The sequence below is a fragment of the Vibrio sp. SCSIO 43140 genome, from assembly GCF_023716585.1.
In the GTDB taxonomy this organism is placed as follows: Bacteria; Pseudomonadota; Gammaproteobacteria; order Enterobacterales; family Vibrionaceae; genus Vibrio; species Vibrio maritimus_B.
In genome coordinates this window covers 3,555,849-3,574,490 of record NZ_CP071850.1, presented here as the reverse complement: position 1 = coordinate 3,574,490, position 18,642 = coordinate 3,555,849, and the positions used below count along the sequence as shown (strand labels likewise).

The 18,642-nt window shown below is 47.3% G+C and carries 17 protein-coding genes, 2 tRNA genes and 1 rRNA gene; 17 read left to right on the top strand and 3 right to left on the bottom strand.

Annotation, left to right across the window (positions count from 1 at the left end; translation table 11 throughout):
• Positions 1–86 precede the first annotated feature (86 nt).
• The 8 genes from kefG (at position 87) to rplI (ending at position 5,817) form a co-directional block, all read left to right on the top strand.
• On the top strand, positions 87–701 hold the full coding sequence (gene kefG, locus J4N45_RS17050) for a glutathione-regulated potassium-efflux system ancillary protein KefG (protein WP_252012653.1): 615 nt from the start codon (positions 87–89) through the stop codon (positions 699–701).
• A complete protein-coding gene (gene kefB / locus J4N45_RS17045) occupies positions 685–2,481 on the top strand; it encodes a glutathione-regulated potassium-efflux system protein KefB (protein WP_252012651.1) in 1,797 nt (598 codons plus the stop codon). Before kefG ends, kefB begins: the two co-directional genes overlap by 17 nt.
• A 33-nt stretch (positions 2,482–2,514) precedes the next feature.
• The gene (locus J4N45_RS17040) at positions 2,515–2,718 is read left to right on the top strand and encodes a YheV family putative zinc ribbon protein (protein ID WP_042477233.1); all 204 of its coding nucleotides are present in this window, start codon (positions 2,515–2,517) and stop codon (positions 2,716–2,718) included.
• A gap of 118 nt (positions 2,719–2,836) precedes the next feature.
• Positions 2,837–3,424: a peptidylprolyl isomerase gene (slyD, locus tag J4N45_RS17035; protein ID WP_042477236.1), complete on the top strand. Its 588-nt coding sequence runs from the start codon at positions 2,837–2,839 to the stop codon at positions 3,422–3,424.
• Between the two features lie 85 nt (positions 3,425–3,509).
• A complete protein-coding gene (locus tag J4N45_RS17030) occupies positions 3,510–4,451 on the top strand; it encodes an isoaspartyl peptidase/L-asparaginase family protein (protein ID WP_252012649.1) in 942 nt (313 codons plus the stop codon).
• A gap of 188 nt (positions 4,452–4,639) precedes the next feature.
• Positions 4,640–5,029 (top strand): 30S ribosomal protein S6, encoded by a 390-nt coding sequence (gene rpsF, locus J4N45_RS17025; RefSeq protein ID WP_042477242.1) that lies wholly within the window; start codon positions 4,640–4,642, stop codon positions 5,027–5,029.
• Between the two features lie 77 nt (positions 5,030–5,106).
• Positions 5,107–5,334, top strand: a complete 228-nt coding sequence (gene rpsR / locus J4N45_RS17020; RefSeq protein WP_000090472.1) for a 30S ribosomal protein S18 — start codon at positions 5,107–5,109, stop codon at positions 5,332–5,334.
• A gap of 30 nt (positions 5,335–5,364) precedes the next feature.
• The gene (gene rplI / locus J4N45_RS17015; RefSeq protein ID WP_042477246.1) at positions 5,365–5,817 is read left to right on the top strand and encodes a 50S ribosomal protein L9; all 453 of its coding nucleotides are present in this window, start codon (positions 5,365–5,367) and stop codon (positions 5,815–5,817) included.
• A gap of 100 nt (positions 5,818–5,917) precedes the next feature.
• On the opposite strand, the gene J4N45_RS17010 is transcribed toward rplI, so the two are convergent.
• A complete protein-coding gene (locus J4N45_RS17010; RefSeq protein ID WP_234495086.1) occupies positions 5,918–6,688 on the bottom strand; it encodes a DUF481 domain-containing protein in 771 nt (256 codons plus the stop codon).
• 178 nt (positions 6,689–6,866) lie between these two features.
• Here J4N45_RS17010 and J4N45_RS17005 point away from each other — a divergent pair, with 178 nt between their 5' ends.
• Positions 6,867–8,261, top strand: coding sequence for a replicative DNA helicase (locus J4N45_RS17005; RefSeq protein ID WP_156111084.1), 1,395 nt, complete (start codon positions 6,867–6,869; stop codon positions 8,259–8,261).
• Positions 8,262–8,273: 12 nt separating this feature from the next.
• On the top strand, positions 8,274–9,365 hold the full coding sequence (gene alr, locus J4N45_RS17000; protein ID WP_252012647.1) for an alanine racemase: 1,092 nt from the start codon (positions 8,274–8,276) through the stop codon (positions 9,363–9,365).
• Positions 9,366–9,461: 96 nt separating this feature from the next.
• Here the strand turns inward: alr and J4N45_RS16995 are convergent, their stop codons facing one another.
• A complete protein-coding gene (locus J4N45_RS16995) occupies positions 9,462–9,884 on the bottom strand; it encodes a secondary thiamine-phosphate synthase enzyme YjbQ (protein WP_252012645.1) in 423 nt (140 codons plus the stop codon).
• Positions 9,885–10,187: 303 nt separating this feature from the next.
• Here J4N45_RS16995 and pgi point away from each other — a divergent pair, with 303 nt between their 5' ends.
• On the top strand, positions 10,188–11,840 hold the full coding sequence (gene pgi / locus J4N45_RS16990) for a glucose-6-phosphate isomerase (RefSeq protein ID WP_252012643.1): 1,653 nt from the start codon (positions 10,188–10,190) through the stop codon (positions 11,838–11,840).
• Between the two features lie 64 nt (positions 11,841–11,904).
• Here the strand turns inward: pgi and J4N45_RS16985 are convergent, their stop codons facing one another.
• The gene (locus tag J4N45_RS16985; RefSeq protein WP_252012641.1) at positions 11,905–12,378 is read right to left on the bottom strand and encodes an RDD family protein; all 474 of its coding nucleotides are present in this window, start codon (positions 12,376–12,378) and stop codon (positions 11,905–11,907) included.
• A 192-nt stretch (positions 12,379–12,570) separates the two neighbouring features.
• Here J4N45_RS16985 and J4N45_RS16980 point away from each other — a divergent pair.
• From J4N45_RS16980 to J4N45_RS16955, 6 genes are all read left to right on the top strand, one after another.
• A tRNA-Leu gene (locus J4N45_RS16980) sits at positions 12,571–12,655 on the top strand.
• A gap of 171 nt (positions 12,656–12,826) precedes the next feature.
• Positions 12,827–13,768, top strand: a complete 942-nt coding sequence (locus tag J4N45_RS16975; protein ID WP_252012640.1) for a hypothetical protein — start codon at positions 12,827–12,829, stop codon at positions 13,766–13,768.
• Positions 13,769–13,851: 83 nt separating this feature from the next.
• A complete protein-coding gene (locus J4N45_RS16970; RefSeq protein WP_252012639.1) occupies positions 13,852–14,601 on the top strand; it encodes a hypothetical protein in 750 nt (249 codons plus the stop codon).
• A 147-nt stretch (positions 14,602–14,748) separates the two neighbouring features.
• Complete coding sequence (locus J4N45_RS16965) at positions 14,749–15,999, top strand: HD-GYP domain-containing protein (protein WP_252012638.1); 1,251 nt, start codon at positions 14,749–14,751, stop codon at positions 15,997–15,999.
• A 652-nt stretch (positions 16,000–16,651) separates the two neighbouring features.
• Positions 16,652–18,203 (top strand): 16S ribosomal RNA (locus J4N45_RS16960).
• 64 nt (positions 18,204–18,267) lie between these two features.
• Positions 18,268–18,343: transfer RNA gene (locus tag J4N45_RS16955), tRNA-Glu, on the top strand.
• Positions 18,344–18,642: the final 299 nt, after the last annotated feature.

Genomic DNA, 18,642 nt, shown 5'->3' with positions numbered 1-18,642 from the left:
AGATTAGGGTAAACAAGAGTGACTGACTCTCGATGTTACGAGAGAGCAGTTTACGAAGCCGTAAGTATGGAGATGGTTTTCAAGGAATGACGTCAGAATTACAACACTCAAACCAATCCCCAAAAGTTCTGGTGATCTATGCGCACCCAGAGCCGCAAAACTCTATCGCCAATCAGGTGATGCTCAAAAAAATCCAATCCTTGGATAATGTCACCCTGCGCGATTTATATGCCCTGTACCCTGATTTCTTTATTGACGTCAATGCTGAGCATCAATTGCTGCTCGAGCACGATGTGATTGTGTTTCAGCATCCACTTTATATGTATTCCTGCCCATCGCTGCTCAAAGAGTGGATTGACCGAGTGCTGGGCAAAGGCTTTGCGTTTGGTGATGATTGTGCCTTAGAAGGTAAGTATTGGCGCAGCGTGATCACGACAGGCGGTAAAGAGTCGGCCTTTAGCCAGTCTGGCTACAACAAGTACCCACTTGAGCAGATATTGCAGCCGTTTGAGCTCAGCGCAGCCTTGTGCAAAATGCATTGGATGGAGCCTTTGGTTCTCTACTGGTCTCGCCGTGTGGATGACATGGATCGCTATCAGCATGCTGAGCTTTACAGGCAGTGGCTGATGCACCCCTTCGATGAGTCTTTAATGATGTCGTCGCTTGCGGTAAAGGAGGCGGCTGATGGCAATGGCGAATGATTTTCTACAGAGCAGCGTGATATTTCTTTCGGCGGCAGTAGTGGCTGTGCCGATTGCTCAGCGCTTTGGGTTAGGAAGTGTGCTGGGTTACCTGCTGGCGGGTGTGGCGATTGGTCCATGGGGGCTCGGTCTCATCAGTGATGTGGATGAGATCCTTCATTTTGCCGAATTTGGCGTGGTGCTGCTGCTGTTTCTAATTGGTCTTGAGCTTAATCCCAAGAAGCTGTGGCAGATGCGGGTACCGATTCTGGGACTCGGTGGTGCGCAGGTCTTAGTCACCACCTTAGTGTTGTCTGCTATCGCCTCGCTTTTTGGGCTCACATGGCAGACAAGCCTAGCCATAGGGATGGCGTTAGCCCTGTCCTCCACTGCGATTGCACTGCGGGTGATAGAAGAGCAGGGTTTGGCGGGCGGCGAAACGGGTCAGTCTGGTTTTGCAGTACTGCTATTTCAAGATATAGCCGTGATCCCGATGTTGGCGCTGCTTCCGGTACTGGCAGGTAACACAGCAGGTAACTGGGATGACATATTATGGATGCTCGCCGGCGTACTTGCGCTGCTCATTGGTGGTCATTACCTCATTCGACCATTATTTCGCTATGTGGTGATGAGCGGCGTACGTGAACTGTTTACCGTGGCGGCGCTGCTGCTGGTGGTGGGTATTGCCGCCTTCATGCAAAAGCTGGGTCTATCGATGGCACTTGGCACCTTCTTAGCTGGGGTGCTACTTGCAGAGAGTGAGTATCGCCACGAGCTAGAGATAGCTATTGAGCCCTTCAAAGGTCTGTTGCTCGGTCTGTTTTTTATCGCTGTGGGCATGGCAGTCAATTTAGGGCTACTGGTCTCTGAACCACTTAAGGTTCTACTTGCGGTTGTTTCTCTAGTGGTTATCAAAGGCTTGCTGCTTTATGTGTTGGCGCGTCTATTTGGTATTCGCCCGAAAGCGCGCAGTAAGATGGCGGCTATTTTGAGTCAAGGTGGTGAGTTTGCATTCGTTATTTTCACTGCTGCCAGCGCTCAGGGTCTGTTGCCTGCTGAAGAGTCGGCTTTCTTGTTGGTCGTAGTGAGCTTATCCATGGTGACCACGCCACTGCTTTTGATGGGACAGAAAAAGTGGTTTGAGAGATCACTCAATCAAGAGCAAGAAACTACCATTAAAACCGATGTTGAGGATAGGCAGCCACGAGTCATCATTGCGGGCTTCGGTCGCTTCGGACAAATTGTTGGTCGCTTGATGTACGCCAATAAGGTCAAAATCACCGTACTAGAGAGTGACGCGAGCCAAATTCATCTGCTGAGAAAGTACGGCTATAAGGTGTTTTATGGTGATGCGACACAGCTAGACCTATTAAGGGCAGCAGGTGCCCATAAAGCGGAAGCCATTATCGTCTGCACGGATTCTCCAGAAGAGATTATGGAAGTGGTGGATATGTGTCATCAGCACTTCCCGTCGCTTAAGGTGCTGGCGCGAGCTCGCAGCCGCGTAGAAGCGTATCAGTTAATGAACCACGGGGTAGACCGCTATTCTCGTGAGACCTTCTTAGGGGCACTTGACTTAGGGCGTCAGGCGCTGATTGAGCTAGGATTTCACCCTTATGAGGCCAAACGCGCAGAAGCGCACTTTAAAAAACTGGATAATGCCATGCTCAAGGAGTTGTTGCCGCAACACAGTGAAGACAAAGAACTGGCGCAGCGCTCAAAAGAAGCTCGTAAAGAGCTCGAAGAGATCTTTGGCCGTGAAATGGAAAACGACCGCCAGTCCCGAAACTTTTGGGATTAGGTGACGAGAGTCGTCTGGATAGTAGGAAGTAACATGAGCAGTATTAAGAAACGATTTATCGCAGGGGCAAGCTGCCCGAAATGTTCCACACAAGACAGCCTACGCTGGTGGATCGAAAACAATGTTGAGTGGGTAGAGTGCGTGGATTGCGAGTTCACTGAGCAGCGAACCCCTAAAGCTGTAGAAAAATCTGAACGAAGTGATGAAGAATTAATCGGCATTTTTAAGCCGGAATGATTGAGTTTCTATTTTCTATCCCCATAATATGCTCACACGCCGCCTAACGGCGGCATTGTTTTTATAAGATTAGGCGAAGTTAAATGTCTAGTCTTAGTGCCAATCCTTTGGAGTATCCATGAAAATTGCTAACAACGCAGTAGTAAGCCTAGCGTACCAAGTAAAAACTGAAGACGGTGTGGTTGTTGACCAAGCAACTGTAGAAGCACCTCTAGATTACCTACACGGCCATAACAACCTAATCACTGGCCTAGAGAAGGAACTTGAAGGCAAAGAAGCAGGCGACAAGTTCACTGCAACTGTTTCTCCAGAAGAAGCGTACGGCGAGCACAATGACGCGCTAGTTCAGCGTGTTCCAGCTAACGTATTCCAAGGCGTTGACACAATTGAAGTAGGTATGCGTTTTCTAGCGGATACTGACCAAGGTCCAATCCCTGTAGAAGTTACAGAGGTAGACGGCGATGAAGTTGTGGTTGATGGTAACCACATGCTAGCGGGCCAAACGCTAACGTTTGACGTTGAAGTGGTTGCACTTCGCGAAGCAACAGCAGAAGAGATCGAGCACGGTCACATTCATAAAGCTGAGCACGGCGGCTGCTGTGGCGGCGAAGGTCACGGTGAAGAAGGTGGCTGTTGTGGTGGCGAAGGCCACGGTGAGAAGAAAGAAGACGGTTGCTGCGGTGGCGGCGGTTGTGGTTCTCACTAATCACACGCTTTTCAAAGGCCTCCCATTGGGAGGCCTTTGTCGTTTATAGTACTTTGAAACAGAACGAATAATAAGGAAGTGATGTATGACTCAGCCTTTTGCTATCGCTATTCATGGTGGTGCCGGTACGATTTTAAAAACGCAGATGAGTGATGAGCTCAAGCAAGAGATACTGGATGCATTGAGTAAATCGGTACAGGCGGGCGCTGCGGTTCTTGAAGCAGGAGGTGATGCTCTCGATGCCACGGTTGCAGCGGTAAAGGTGATGGAAGATTCGCCCCATTTTAACGCGGGTAAAGGCTCGGTATTGACGCACGACGAGATGGTGGAGATGGACGCATCTGTGATGCACGGCGCGCAGCAAGATGCGGGTGCTGTGGCGGGTGTTAGGCATATCAAAAACCCGATTGCGCTTGCTCGTGATGTGATGCGCGATAGTGATCACGTGCTCTTAATTGGCGAAGGCGCGGAAAAGTTTGCTTTTGAGCAAGGTCATGACTACACCGAACAAGATTACTTCTTTACTGAGAGGCGCTATGAACAGCTTCAATCGATGAAAGAAAAAGGGCTTTTTGCGCTATCAGAATCCAAATACCCCGATGATAAGAAATACGGCACAGTCGGTGCGGTCGCGCTTGATAAGCAGGGCAACCTCGCCGCAGCGACCAGTACCGGCGGTGTAACCAATAAGAAATATGGTCGTGTGGGTGATACCGCCATCATAGGTGCGGGTACCTACGCTGAGAACAATAATGTCGCGGTTTCAACCACCGGTATGGGCGAGTATTTTATTCGCAAAACGGTGGCGGGAGAGGTGGCAGCACGCATGCGTTATCTCGATGAAGATGTACACACGGCGTCTGAGACCATTATTCAAGGTGAACTGAAAACGATGGGCGGAGAGGGCGGCTTGATCGCCATTGATGCCAACGGCGATGTCCACTTTGCGATGAACAGTTCTGGCATGTATCGAGCCTCTGTTGGCGTGGATGGGGCATTAACGGTGAAGATTTATGCTGATGAATAGCAAGGCTTTTTGCACCTAAGCAGCACTGTATAATTTCCGTGGTTGTTTCACCTCTAAAATTGCTTGCTTATTGTCCGCCCTTTCTGTAACATTCGCGGTCCTTAATTCTCGGTCTTTTTTATTAGTTCCTTGCTTCCTCTGGACGACCGAGCCAAACGTGGAAGCTAATAATCCGTAAGGAGCAACCAATGCGTCATTACGAAATCGTATTCATGGTGCACCCTGATCAAAGCGAGCAAGTTGCTGGCATGATCGAGCGTTACACTGGTTCTATCACTGAAGCTAACGGTACTATCCACCGTCTAGAAGACTGGGGTCGTCGTCAACTGGCTTACCCAATCAACAAGCTTCACAAAGCTCACTACGTTCTAATGAACGTTGAAGCTCCACAAGAAGCTATTGATGAGCTAGAAACTGCTTTCCGTTTCAACGATGCAGTTCTACGTAACATGATCATGCGTACTAAAAAAGCTGTTACTGAGCCTTCTATCATGCTTAAGCAGAAAGAAGAGCGTTCTGAGCGTGCTCCACGTCGTGAAGAGCGTACAGAAGCTAAGCCAGAAGCATCTGCAGAGTAATTCGTTACTCACTTAGTACTTGGTAGTGGTTATCCATTACCGACATCAAGACTTTAATTTAGATCAGGAGATAGCCCATGGCTCGTTTCTTCCGTCGTCGTAAATTCTGCCGTTTCACTGCAGAAGGCGTTCAAGAGATTGATTACAAAGACGTAGCAACTCTTAAAAACTACATCACTGAAGCTGGTAAAATCGTACCTAGCCGTATCACTGGTACAAGCGCTAAATATCAGCGTCAGCTAGCGCGCGCTATCAAGCGTTCACGCTACCTAGCTCTACTTCCGTACACTGATAAGCATCAGTAATCGGCACCGTTTAGAAAAGAGGATTAAACAATGCAAGTTATTCTACTTGATAAAATCGGTAACCTAGGTGGTCTTGGCGATACAGTTAATGTTAAATCTGGTTACGCTCGTAACTTCCTTATCCCACAAGGTAAGGCTGTAATGGCAACTAAATCTAACGTTGAAATGTTCGAAGCTCGTCGCGCTGAACTAGAAGCTAAAGTTGCTGAGCAACTAACTGCTGCTGAAGCTCGTGCTGAAAAAGTTAACGCTCTAGAAGCTGTTGTTATCGCTTCTAAAGCTGGTGACGAAGGCAAACTATTCGGTTCTATCGGTACTCGTGACATCGCTGACGCAATCACTGCTGCAGGCGTTGAAGTTGCTAAGAGCGAAGTTCGCCTTCCTGAAGGTGCTCTACGTACAACTGGTGAGTTCGAGATCAGTGTTCAACTTCACTCTGAAGTTTTCGCGCAAATCGCACTACAAGTTGTTGCTGCTGAGTAATTTCAGTTACAAGAACACGAAAAACACCAGCCTCGGCTGGTGTTTTTTTTTTTTGCTCATTTTCTATTAGATTAAGACCAAGTTTGTCTTTGATAGAAAGCTAGAAAGCGAAAAGCAGATTAACCGTAAAGATTGAATCGCGTTTGCTTAAGGTAGGGCTAGGTACCTTGGTATGGTATTTACTGTCATAAGCCAGCTTAAGGGCGATGGTCTCGGTAATGTCGTTGGTGACGTTTAACTCCGTATCCATACGCGTGTTGCTTTGACCTGCAGTGACGGTAAGTTTGGTGGCGACCGTTAGGTTATCCAGTGGGTTCCAAGAGAAATTAATGTTACCGCGCACAATGGCTTCTTTCACAATATCCTTGAAAATGATCTCATCATCATCGATTTCATCAACGTTAGGCTCTTGATAACGAAAGCCTGGACCAAATTCGGCTTCAAGCAAAACTGAATCTGTATTAAATAACTGGTAACCAAAACCGCCTGAAACGGTATGGTCTTCAAAGTAAGAGCTGTAGCGAGATGTAAAACCGTTATAGTTTCCGTATAGATAGGTCCTTGGGCCCAACTTATAGTCGCTCTGCAGCAAATAGTTTTGTTGATTCTTGTCCTCTTCCCCATTTTTGTACAATTGATAGTACTTCCACTCACCATTGGTACGGTGTCTACCCTCAGTATATTCAGCGCCAACACGAGCGTTTAGCGATTGAGAGTCGGTATTACCTGAGTGCGCCTGATAGCCAAACTCGACTTCAGTTTTTAGAGGTGAGGGTGGTGTGTCTTCGTTGTCACCAGAAGGCGTGAACTCTTCAGCATAGATCGCCGGCGAAGCAAGCAGCACTAAACTAAATATCAACTTCTTGGACACGAAAACCTCATGGCATGGGGAAATGGGCAGGGGATTATATGTGTCGCATATTCGTTCATCGTCAGCGATAGGTCAAATTTTGATTCATGATTCATCGTTTTAGTCGCGTTTTCTTTGCTTTAGCCCACACTTACTTGAGTATATAATGGTGGGTCTTAGTGTGTTATCGAGTAAGGTCATGGCGGATATCCGAAATCAAAAAAGTAAAGATGCTCAAGTGGACTCAGTGAAGGTTCCTCCTCACTCCTTAGAGGCGGAGCAATCGGTCTTAGGTGGTTTGCTGCTGGACAACCAGCGTTGGGATACCGTGGCAGAAAAAGTCATCAGTAGCGATTTTTATAGTCGACCGCACCGTTTGATATTTGAAGGTATCCAAGCGATCCTCGAAGAGAATCACCCTCTTGACTTGATTACCCTCTCCGAGCATCTAGAGCTTCGAGAGCAGCTTGATGATGTGGGTGGCTTTGCTTACCTAGCGGATTTGGCGAAGAACACGCCAAGTGCAGCCAATATCAATGCTTACGCGGATATCGTGGCTGAGCGTGCTTTGGTGCGCAACTTGATTGGTGTGGCGAATGAGATTGCTGATGCTGGCTATGACCCTCAAGGTCGCTCATCGGAAGACCTTCTCGACATGGCGGAGAGTAAAGTCTTTAAGATTGCTGAAGACCGCACCAATGAGAACGAAGGCCCTCAAAACGTCGATAACATTCTAGAAAAAACCCTAGAGCGTATTGAGATCCTCTACAAAACACCGCAAGACGGTGTGACAGGCGTGACCACGGGCTTTAATGACCTCAACAAGAAGACTGCCGGTCTACAAGGCTCTGACTTGATTATCGTTGCGGCGCGTCCTTCTATGGGTAAAACCACGTTCGCAATGAACCTGTGTGAGAATGCGGCGATGTCGAGCGACAAGCCTGTACTTATCTTCTCACTCGAGATGCCTTCAGAACAGATCATGATGCGTATGCTCGCCTCGCTTTCTCGTGTTGACCAAACCAAGATCCGTACTGGTCAGCTTGATGATGAGGATTGGGCAAAAATCTCCACCACCATGGGCATGCTCATGGAAAAGAAGAACATGTATATTGATGACAGTTCAGGTTTGACTCCGACAGAAGTGCGCTCGCGTGCTCGTCGAATTGCCCGTGATCATGGCGGTCTTAGCCTCATCATGGTCGACTACCTTCAGTTGATGCGTGTCCCCTCTTTATCTGACAACCGTACCCTAGAGATCGCTGAGATCTCTCGCTCTCTTAAAGCGTTGGCGAAAGAGTTGAATGTGCCTGTTGTGGCACTGTCTCAGCTTAACCGTTCCTTGGAGCAACGTGCTGATAAGCGCCCGGTAAACTCGGACCTTCGTGAATCGGGCTCTATCGAGCAGGATGCCGACCTTATCATGTTCATCTACCGCGATGAGGTATATCACCCAGACAGCGCGCTAAAGGGGATTGCGGAAATCATCATAGGTAAGCAGCGTAACGGTCCTATCGGTTCGGTGCGCTTGACGTTCCAAGGTCAATTCTCTCGCTTTGATAACTACTCCGGTCCTGCGTTTGATGAAGAATAGTAAGGGTTCGGCATGAGTTACATGAAAGCAGCGACAGCGCATATCAACCTAGATGCGTTGGCTCATAATCTAGCGCGCATTAAGCACAAAGCGCCAAACAGCAAAGTGATGGCTGTGGTTAAGGCAAATGGTTATGGTCATGGCTTAAGACACATTGCTAAGAATGCTGAGGGTGCGGATGCCTTTGGTGTGGCGCGTATTGAGGAAGCACTGCAGCTAAGAGCGAGCGGTGTTGTAAAGCCTATCTTGTTATTAGAAGGGTTTTATTCGGCGAACGATTTACCTGTATTGGTTACCAACAATATTCAAACTGTGGTCCATTGTTATGAGCAGCTTGACGCATTGGAGCAGGCTGAGTTAGAAGGACCGGTTGTCGTCTGGCTTAAAGTCGACAGCGGCATGCATCGCCTCGGCGTTCGTGAGGAGCAATATCAAGAGTTTGTCGAGCGTCTGCATCACTGCAATAACGTAGCAAAGCCGCTGCGTTACATGAGCCACTTTGGTTGTGCCGATGAGCTTGATAACCCAATGACGAAACAGCAGATTGAGCTGTTTCTCTCGCTTACCGAAGGCTGCAATGGTGAACGCTCAATGGCAGCATCTGCTGGCCTGCTAGAGTGGCAATCAAGCCAGCTCGATTGGGTTCGCCCAGGCATCATTATGTATGGTGTGTCTCCATTTGGTGATAAAACAGCGGCCGATATGGGCTTTAAGCCTGTGATGACCCTAAAGTCTCATCTGATTGCCGTCCGTGACGTGAAAAAAGGTGAGAGTGTTGGTTATGGTGCCACCTGGACCAGCGAGCGAGACACCAAAGTCGGCGTGATAGCCATCGGCTACGGTGACGGATACCCACGAACAGCACCTAATGGTACACCAGTGCTAGTTAATGGCCGTAAAGTGCCTATCGCGGGGCGCGTATCGATGGATATGCTTACCGTAGACCTAGGTCCAGATGCTGAAGACAATGTTGGTGATGAAGCCATTTTGTGGGGAGAGGACTTACCGTCTGAAGAGGTCGCAGAACACATTGGTACCATCGCTTATGAACTGGTTACCAAGCTCACCTCACGTGTTGAAATGAGCTACAACGAAATCAACTAACCTCTCTTCCGACGTGATTTCGTAACTTTAAGTCGTCATCCCTGCGCAGGCAGGGATCTTCCCACCGCGATCTCAAAACCCAACATGGTTCTTACCTCAAGCCTGCCCCTGCAACGTCGCAATCACTCGGCGCTCACCACCAAAATCTCGATGCTCTCCTAAGTAAATGCCCTGCCATGTTCCCAAAGCTAGTCGACCATGACTAATGGGAATTGACACACTCGCACCAAGCAATGAGCTCTTAATATGTGCAGGCATATCATCACTCCCTTCATAGGAGTGTCGGTAGTAAGGGGCGTTTTCAGGTACGTAGCGGTTAAAGTGGCTCTCCATATCCGTGCGTACCGTGGGGTCAGCGTTTTCATTCAGGGTTAAACTTGCTGAGGTATGTTGAATGAAAAGATGTAGCAAACCTACAGAGTAGTCGCTAAGTTGTGGTAATTGTTGTTCAATTTCATCAGTGATTAGGTGAAAACCACGTTTTTTCGCGCTGAGGTAAAGGGTCTTTTGTTGCCACATAATCACTCCTCTGTATTATAGTGCTATGCATATATAAGGTGTTTACTAAATTTGTTTACATTGTGAACCGATACGTGACCTAACTCAAGGAGCGTACAGGCGCTCTGGTTCATAATTACGCCTGAAAATTTATTACTAAACAAAGCCACGGCTTTGTGAACAACATACAAGATTGTAACGACGAGTGATCATCAAAGGCACTCGTCTGTATTTAGAATATACTGTTTATTATTCGCTAAACTGGGGGTTCCTTTTCCTTGGGGGGATTGGGAATAAAACCGACTAAAAATTGGGATAGAGACCATGTTGAAAAACATCAATCCAACGCAAACTGAAGCTTGGAAAGCACTGACAGCGCACTTTGAATCTGCGCAAGATATGGATTTAGCAGAGCTATTTGCACAAGACGCTGACCGCTTTGGCAAATTCTCTACACGCTTCGGCTCTGACATTCTTGTTGATTACTCAAAAAACCTAATCAACGAAGACACAATGAAGAACCTTTTTGCTCTAGCGAACGAGACTGAGCTTAAAGGCGCAATCAAAGCGATGTTTGCAGGCGATACCATCAACCAAACGGAAGGTCGTTCTGTTCTTCACGTTGCACTGCGTAACCGCAGCAACACGCCAATCATGGTGAATGGCGAAGACGTAATGCCAGCGGTAAACGCGGTTCTAGAGAAGATGAAAGGCTTCTCTGAGCGTATCATCTCTGGTGATTGGAAAGGTTACACTGGCAAAGCAATTACTGACGTTGTGAACATCGGTATCGGTGGTTCTGACCTTGGTCCTTACATGGTAACTGAAGCGCTAGCGCCATACACAAACCACCTAAACATGCACTTCGTGTCTAACGTTGATGGTACTCACATCGCCGAGACTCTGAAGAAAGTTGACCCTGAGACAACGCTATTCTTGGTCGCTTCTAAGACATTCACGACTCAAGAAACCATGACAAACGCGCACTCGGCTCGTGACTGGTTCCTAGCGTCTGCATCAGATGAAGCACACGTTGCTAAGCACTTCGCTGCGCTATCTACCAACGCAACTGCTGTTGCTGAGTTTGGTATCGACACAGACAACATGTTCGAGTTCTGGGACTGGGTCGGCGGTCGTTACTCACTTTGGTCTGCAATCGGTCTTTCTATCATCCTAGCGGTTGGCTACGACAACTTTGTTGAGCTACTGGCTGGTGCTCACGAGATGGATAAGCACTTTGCTGAGACTGATCTGGAAAGCAACATCCCAGTACTACTTGCTCTTATCGGTATTTGGTACAACAACTTCCACGGCGCAGAATCAGAAGCGATTCTACCGTACGACCAATACATGCACCGCTTTGCTGCGTACTTCCAGCAAGGCAACATGGAGTCTAACGGTAAGTTTACTGACCGTAACGGTGACGCAGTAGACTACCAAACGGGTCCAATCATCTGGGGTGAACCAGGTACTAACGGTCAGCACGCGTTCTACCAGCTAATCCACCAAGGCACTAAGCTTATCCCTTGTGACTTCATCGCACCTGCGATCTCTCACAACCAAGTGAGCGACCATCACCAGAAGCTAATGTCTAACTTCTTCGCGCAAACTGAAGCGCTCGCGTTCGGTAAGTCTAAAGAGACTGTAGAAGCAGAATTTGCAAAAGCAGGTAAGAGTGCGGAAGAAGTGAAAGATCTCGTACCATTTAAGATCTTTGAAGGTAACCGCCCAACTAACTCAATCCTAGTGAAGCAAATCACACCTCGTACTCTGGGTAACCTAATCGCGATGTACGAGCACAAGATTTTCACTCAAGGTGTTATCTGGAACATCTTCAGCTTTGACCAATGGGGTGTAGAGCTTGGTAAGCAACTGGCTAACCAAATCCTACCTGAGCTAGCAGACGACAGCGAAATCTCGTCTCACGACAGCTCAACCAACGGTCTAATCAATGCATTTAAAGCGTTCAAAGCGTAATCATTGAAACCAGAACTAAAAAGGTGCCGAATGGCACCTTTTTTATTTATTCTCGATTAGAGTGTTACTTCGCTTTGGGTAACACCACAACCTTAGTCTTCGCCCAAATATCGTGAAAGCCACGCTTTTTCGGGTCGATAGGAACGGCAAGGTTTGATAGTCCAAAAGCAGACGTCGCGAGTCTAATAAGCGCTTGAGTCACAGTGATTCTACCGCCTTCAAGGTTCTGCACTTCAATCTTCCAGGCGCGCATACCAAGCGTCTGACCTGCTCGGGTCCAAAAGAATACGATAAAGTAGATCCAAACAAACGCGAGATAAGCAGTGTACACAGGGCTCCAAAACGGATGGTTTCCGAGAAGATCACTGGCATCAGCATAGGGAGCGTAGGAGATAAGCCCCGCAGCAACCAGAGCTTCCATTACCGCAACAACAACACCGCCAGCCATCATGACCACAGCAAGAATAATTAGGCTATCGTAGAACAGCGCACCAAGCCTGCGAAAGAATCCTGCAGGTGGGAGAGATTGGGTTTCCATTGAGACAAACTTCCATAACTTAAACTCGCCACAGCATAGCGATTTCAATGCCGAGGGGAAAGCCTTGCTCATCGCATTGCTTCACATTGTGGTGAAAATAGCAGCAAACAATAGAATATTCAGCGTTTTGCTCTTGCGCGATCTAAATGCTTACGTATAATGCCAAACATCAAAGGACGTCAGTCCAAAGATGCCGGTGTGGTGAAATTGGTATACACGACGGATTCAAAATCCGTTGCCTTCGGGCGTGGCGGTTCAAGTCCGCCCACCGGTACCATATTTAAACGATAAAGCCTCGACGAAAGTCGGGGCTTTGTTGTATCTGGACCTATCACAAACCCTTTTCATTCTTGTGAGAGTGTTTCTCTCATGTCTTATTCTTAGCGGTCTTCGTTTGTCTCAACCACGGCTAAGCGCTAGAATCTAGCTATCAGAGAGGAGAATTACTGTGAGCGCAAAATTTACCTATCTCGCTTGGCAACAAACCAATCTAGAAGCGAGCCATAAGTTAGTGTTGTTGAAGTTGGCTGACTTGTGTGGACAGGACGGCTCTGTGGCTGTTGCGCTTGCGGATGTCGCAAAAGAGTGTTTGCTCGGAGAGTTTGGTTTTGCCGATGTGCTCACTGCATTGTCGCAAAAAGGATTGCTTGAAAAAGGGCGAGTGGAGTCAATTGGCTCTCGTCAGATTCATCACCTAACGCTTTCGTTATCTGAGCCGAATAGCTTACCTGTGATTGAAACGTCAATGGCACACGATAGCCAGCCGAAGACGCCTGTGGTAACAACACCACAAGCCTCTAGTGCGCCACCGTGGACATATCATCCTATGAACCTCTATAAGGTACCGGTAGCAAGTCGCGATAACCTCTGGCAGCGTTTTATTCGAGAGCGAGACGTTCGTAATATGAATGATGTACGACGCGATGCTATCTTACGTGATTGGCTTGAAATGATGAAAGGGTCGGGTGGCTTTCAAGAGTACTTTGAAAATACTCATAGCCAAAATGAACGACCTGTACCGAGTCGACAGCGTTCAAATTCTCCTTCTAATGCTAAGTATATTTCGACTCATGATTTGCAAGAGAACGAGATTGCAGAGTGGGCGATGCAATCCATTTTGCATTCGGGCATGGCTGCCGATCCGCATCTGTTCTGGGAGAAGTTTGTAGTCTATTACAAAGCGCGAGCGAATGAGTTTCTGTCTGTTACCCAGATGCTCAATAAGTTGAGACTCTGGATAGTGAATGAGAAGCAAGCCGAGGATAGACGCAGGCAGGCGGATGAAAGACGACGACAGTCGTTCCAGCAAAGCCAAAAGTCGGGTGAGGTGAGCCCATCAGAAGAGTTTCGTGAATACCTGCGTGGGCAGGGTAAGAATCCTAATTTTTGATAAGATACCGTGTGTGCGGTTCTTGAGGTAAAAGGTTCGATATGAGTACGGGCAATAAGCCAAAAAATTTAGATTTTGGTGCAATGGAAAAAAAACTCCGTGAAATGGGAGTAAGCAGTAACCTAGAACACTTGAAGTCTGCAAAATCCGAGTCTTCACGCCCTGAGTCTGCGCCAAAGACAGAAGTTCAAGTCGCTAAGCCTCAAGCATCTCACCCGGTAGAGTCTCGTCCTGTTACAACCGGCTCTCGCGCAGTGATGCAAACAGACACTGAAACTGAGCGACAACCAAGCGATTGGTGTAACTACATTTTTGGTACTTTGCTGAGTATTTATGAGTCGACATGGATTAAGTCCTACGGTCGACGTCCAACGGGACGCTTTTTGGATTTTGCAGATAGTCTGACAGAGTCAGAGTTAATGCGTGTAATTCAGCATTGTCGTGAGCGTTTGCAAGCTGGTGAAAAGTGGCCACCTATCATGGGGGAGCTAGCGTTACTCAAGAGTCAGTTAACAGAATCAGAGTCGCTTGAAGCCATGAACCGTGTGGTCAGTAAGACGCCTAAGAATCAGATTGAAAAGTGGATCATGCAAAACAAAGGCTATGAACTACGTCGCTTGCCACAATCGATTATCGTCAAACGCTTTAAAGAGTTCTACCGTGAGGCGATGAGCTTGCAAGAAAAGGGCAAGTTAGTCACCGAGGTACCTAAAGGGCTGCCAAGTCAGTCGGTCAAAAACTTGGTTGATTTGAAGCGCGAAGAGTATGAAAGTCAGCATGGTAAGAAGCTAGACCCTCGGATTCAAGCGATCCTAGATCGTAAATCACAGTAGTAAAAATGCCCACATCGACAGTGGGCATTTTTATTGATAGTGCTATTAGTTATATCACTGAATCACATTTTATTGATAAAGGGATGAACTAAGCTTCGAACTTCTTTAAACTTGCCGCGTGTTTTTCAGCCAAATTGCAGTAAAGTTGTGGCAAGTATCAAAATATCTGTGGATCGAATTCAACCCGGACTCCATATCAAGATACCGCTCAAATGGAATGAGCATCCTTTCCTTTTTAACGTGTTTAAGGTTAAGTCTGATCAGCAAGTTCAAGTTATCAAGCAACTAGGCTGTAAGTATGTTTACGTCACGCCCGAACTGAGTGATACGCTTCCTTTACCGGTCCAAGAAGCTTCGTCAAAGCCTATCGACGAATCAGCAAAAACGGAATCGGATATGCTTTGGCAAGAGAAACAAAAGCGTATTGAAGAATTGTCTGCTTATCGCCGAAAAGTCTCACGCTGTGAGAAGGAGTTTGACCGCTCTCTTGCTCGTATCCGTAACCTCATGACCAAACTTAGAAGTCGCCCCGAGCAAGCAGCTAAAGAGGCGCAGCAGCTTGTTGATGATATTGTAGAGTCGCTGTTGTCTCAAGATGATGTGACGCTGCACCTTATGGGCAGCAAAACTGAGTTTGAAGACCTCTACTTCCATTGCTTGAACGTCTCGATTTTGGCCATGATGATAGCCAAAGCTAAAGGAATGGATGCGGCTTCAATCAAGATGGTCGCAATGGGGGCGCTGTTCCATGATATCGGTAAAGCCAAGATCCCATCTGCCATTCTGCGTAAAGCCACTCCACTCACTGAGCCAGAGTCTAATTACCTAAAGCTACATACTAAGTATGGTAAAGACATCGCTATTGCTATTGATACACTACCTGAAGAGGTTATCACCGTTATAGAGCAGCACCACGAACTGTTGGATGGTACTGGGTACCCAAATGGTTTGAAAGGCGAAGAAATTGATGCCATTACCCAGATTGTCTCAGTAGCCAATGCTTTCGATAACCTGTGTCATCATCAAAATCCGGCTGAGAAAAAAATCCCCTACACGGCGTTATCCTATCTTTATAAGAAGGGTAAGCAGCATTACAACAATGAAAACCTCAATATCCTTATCAAATATATGGGGGTCTATCCACCGGGTACGGTAGTTAAACTGTCGAATGACATGGTGGGGCTGGTTGTTTCAATTAATAGTGGTAGCCTTCTTAACCCCAACGTTTTAATGTACGACCCGACGGTACCTAAGCTTCAGGCACCGATCATCGCCCTAGAGAATAAAGACTTGAAGATCGAGTCGGTTATACATCCGGAGAGACTACCCGAAGAGATCCGAGAGTATTTGAATCCGCGCGCTCGAATCTCTTACTATTTCGAAGAACAAGCTAACTAGTTTGTTATCCAGTTCTATAACTCACGGTTTATGGGTGACTAGTAGGAACTATTATTCAGTGACTTGTCTCTTTATATCTTATCCTGTCTACGGAAAAGCAAGAGAGAGAATAGTGGCTGTTCGAAAGTTAACTATATAAATGCCAAATTCACGGCACTTAGTATGTTTTTTCTTCAAACACGTCATTTTTGAATTTTTTATCAAGAAAAGGCTTGCCAAGCTGAATCGGTTCTCTATAATGCGCTTCCACTGACACGGCAGAGCCCACAAGGGTTCAAGGCGATAGTCAGTAAGGCATTTAGCTTACAAGATGGTCTTCTAGTTAGATTTGAAAAAATCAAAAATAATTAGAAAAAAGTGTTTGACACTGAGAATCATCTCGCTAGAATAGCCGCCTCTTCAGACGAAACGCAGCAGCGAGCAGTTGAAGAGATGTTCTTTAAAAATATAGACCTATCAATCTGTGTGGGCACTCGTTGATGATAATCAAATTAGATACCTCGGTATCAAATTAGGTTTTCAATGAACTGAGTGACCAATCAAGTCGAAAGACTTGGCACAGTCAATTCATTATCGTTCTGTTGGAACGATAATAGCTTTAAAATTACATAAGTAGTTTTGAAGTCAGTATTCATTGAGCCGACAAAATCTTAAATTGAAGAGTTTGATCATGGCTCAGATTGAACGCTGGCGGCAGGCCTAACACATGCAAGTCGAGCGGAAACGAGTTAACTGAACCTTCGGGGAACGTTAACGGCGTCGAGCGGCGGACGGGTGAGTAATGCCTGGGAAATTGCCCTGATGTGGGGGATAACCATTGGAAACGATGGCTAATACCGCATAATAGCTTCGGCTCAAAGAGGGGGACCTTCGGGCCTCTCGCGTCAGGATATGCCCAGGTGGGATTAGCTAGTTGGTGAGGTAATGGCTCACCAAGGCGACGATCCCTAGCTGGTCTGAGAGGATGATCAGCCACACTGGAACTGAGACACGGTCCAGACTCCTACGGGAGGCAGCAGTGGGGAATATTGCACAATGGGCGCAAGCCTGATGCAGCCATGCCGCGTGTGTGAAGAAGGCCTTCGGGTTGTAAAGCACTTTCAGTCGTGAGGAAGGTAGTGTAGTTAATAGCTGCATTATTTGACGTTAGCGACAGAAGAAGCACCGGCTAACTCCGTGCCAGCAGCCGCGGTAATACGGAGGGTGCGAGCGTTAATCGGAATTACTGGGCGTAAAGCGCATGCAGGTGGTTAGTTAAGTCAGATGTGAAAGCCCGGGGCTCAACCTCGGAACTGCATTTGAAACTGGCTGACTAGAGTACTGTAGAGGGGGGTAGAATTTCAGGTGTAGCGGTGAAATGCGTAGAGATCTGAAGGAATACCAGTGGCGAAGGCGGCCCCCTGGACAGATACTGACACTCAGATGCGAAAGCGTGGGGAGCAAACAGGATTAGATACCCTGGTAGTCCACGCCGTAAACGATGTCTACTTGGAGGTTGTGGCCTTGAGCCGTGGCTTTCGGAGCTAACGCGTTAAGTAGACCGCCTGGGGAGTACGGTCGCAAGATTAAAACTCAAATGAATTGACGGGGGCCCGCACAAGCGGTGGAGCATGTGGTTTAATTCGATGCAACGCGAAGAACCTTACCTACTCTTGACATCCAGAGAACTTAGCAGAGATGCTTTGGTGCCTTCGGGAACTCTGAGACAGGTGCTGCATGGCTGTCGTCAGCTCGTGTTGTGAAATGTTGGGTTAAGTCCCGCAACGAGCGCAACCCTTATCCTTGTTTGCCAGCACTTCGGGTGGGAACTCCAGGGAGACTGCCGGTGATAAACCGGAGGAAGGTGGGGACGACGTCAAGTCATCATGGCCCTTACGAGTAGGGCTACACACGTGCTACAATGGCGCATACAGAGGGCGGCCAACTTGCGAAAGTGAGCGAATCCCAAAAAGTGCGTCGTAGTCCGGATTGGAGTCTGCAACTCGACTCCATGAAGTCGGAATCGCTAGTAATCGTGGATCAGAATGCCACGGTGAATACGTTCCCGGGCCTTGTACACACCGCCCGTCACACCATGGGAGTGGGCTGCAAAAGAAGTGGGTAGTTTAACCTTCGGGAGGACGCTCACCACTTTGTGGTTCATGACTGGGGTGAAGTCGTAACAAGGTAGCCCTAGGGGAACCTGGGGCTGGATCACCTCCTTATACGAATAGATTATTGCGATGAGTGTTCACACAGATTGATTGGTTTATAGATTTAAGACACAGTGTCCCGTTCGTCTAGAGGCCTAGGACACCGCCCTTTCACGGCGGTAACAGGGGTTCGACTCCCCTACGGGATACCATCTTTAAGCATTCTTGAGGTAAAAAGCCTCTGATGAGAATTCTTAAAAATGGTTACTTCATTACGAAGTGATTAGCTCTTTAAAAATTTGGAAAGCTGACAGATAACAATTTGATTGATTGTTATCTATTAAAAGTTCTCAAATCCTATATCGAAAGATGTAGGTACCAACACACATTCAAGTGTTCTTGGGAATTACGAAAGTAATTCATATTTGAGTCCGGCAAAATCGAGTCTGCACATGTATAAAAATGCAGACAACTTTGGTTGTTTGACCGTTTGCTTTCACTTTTCAAAAGT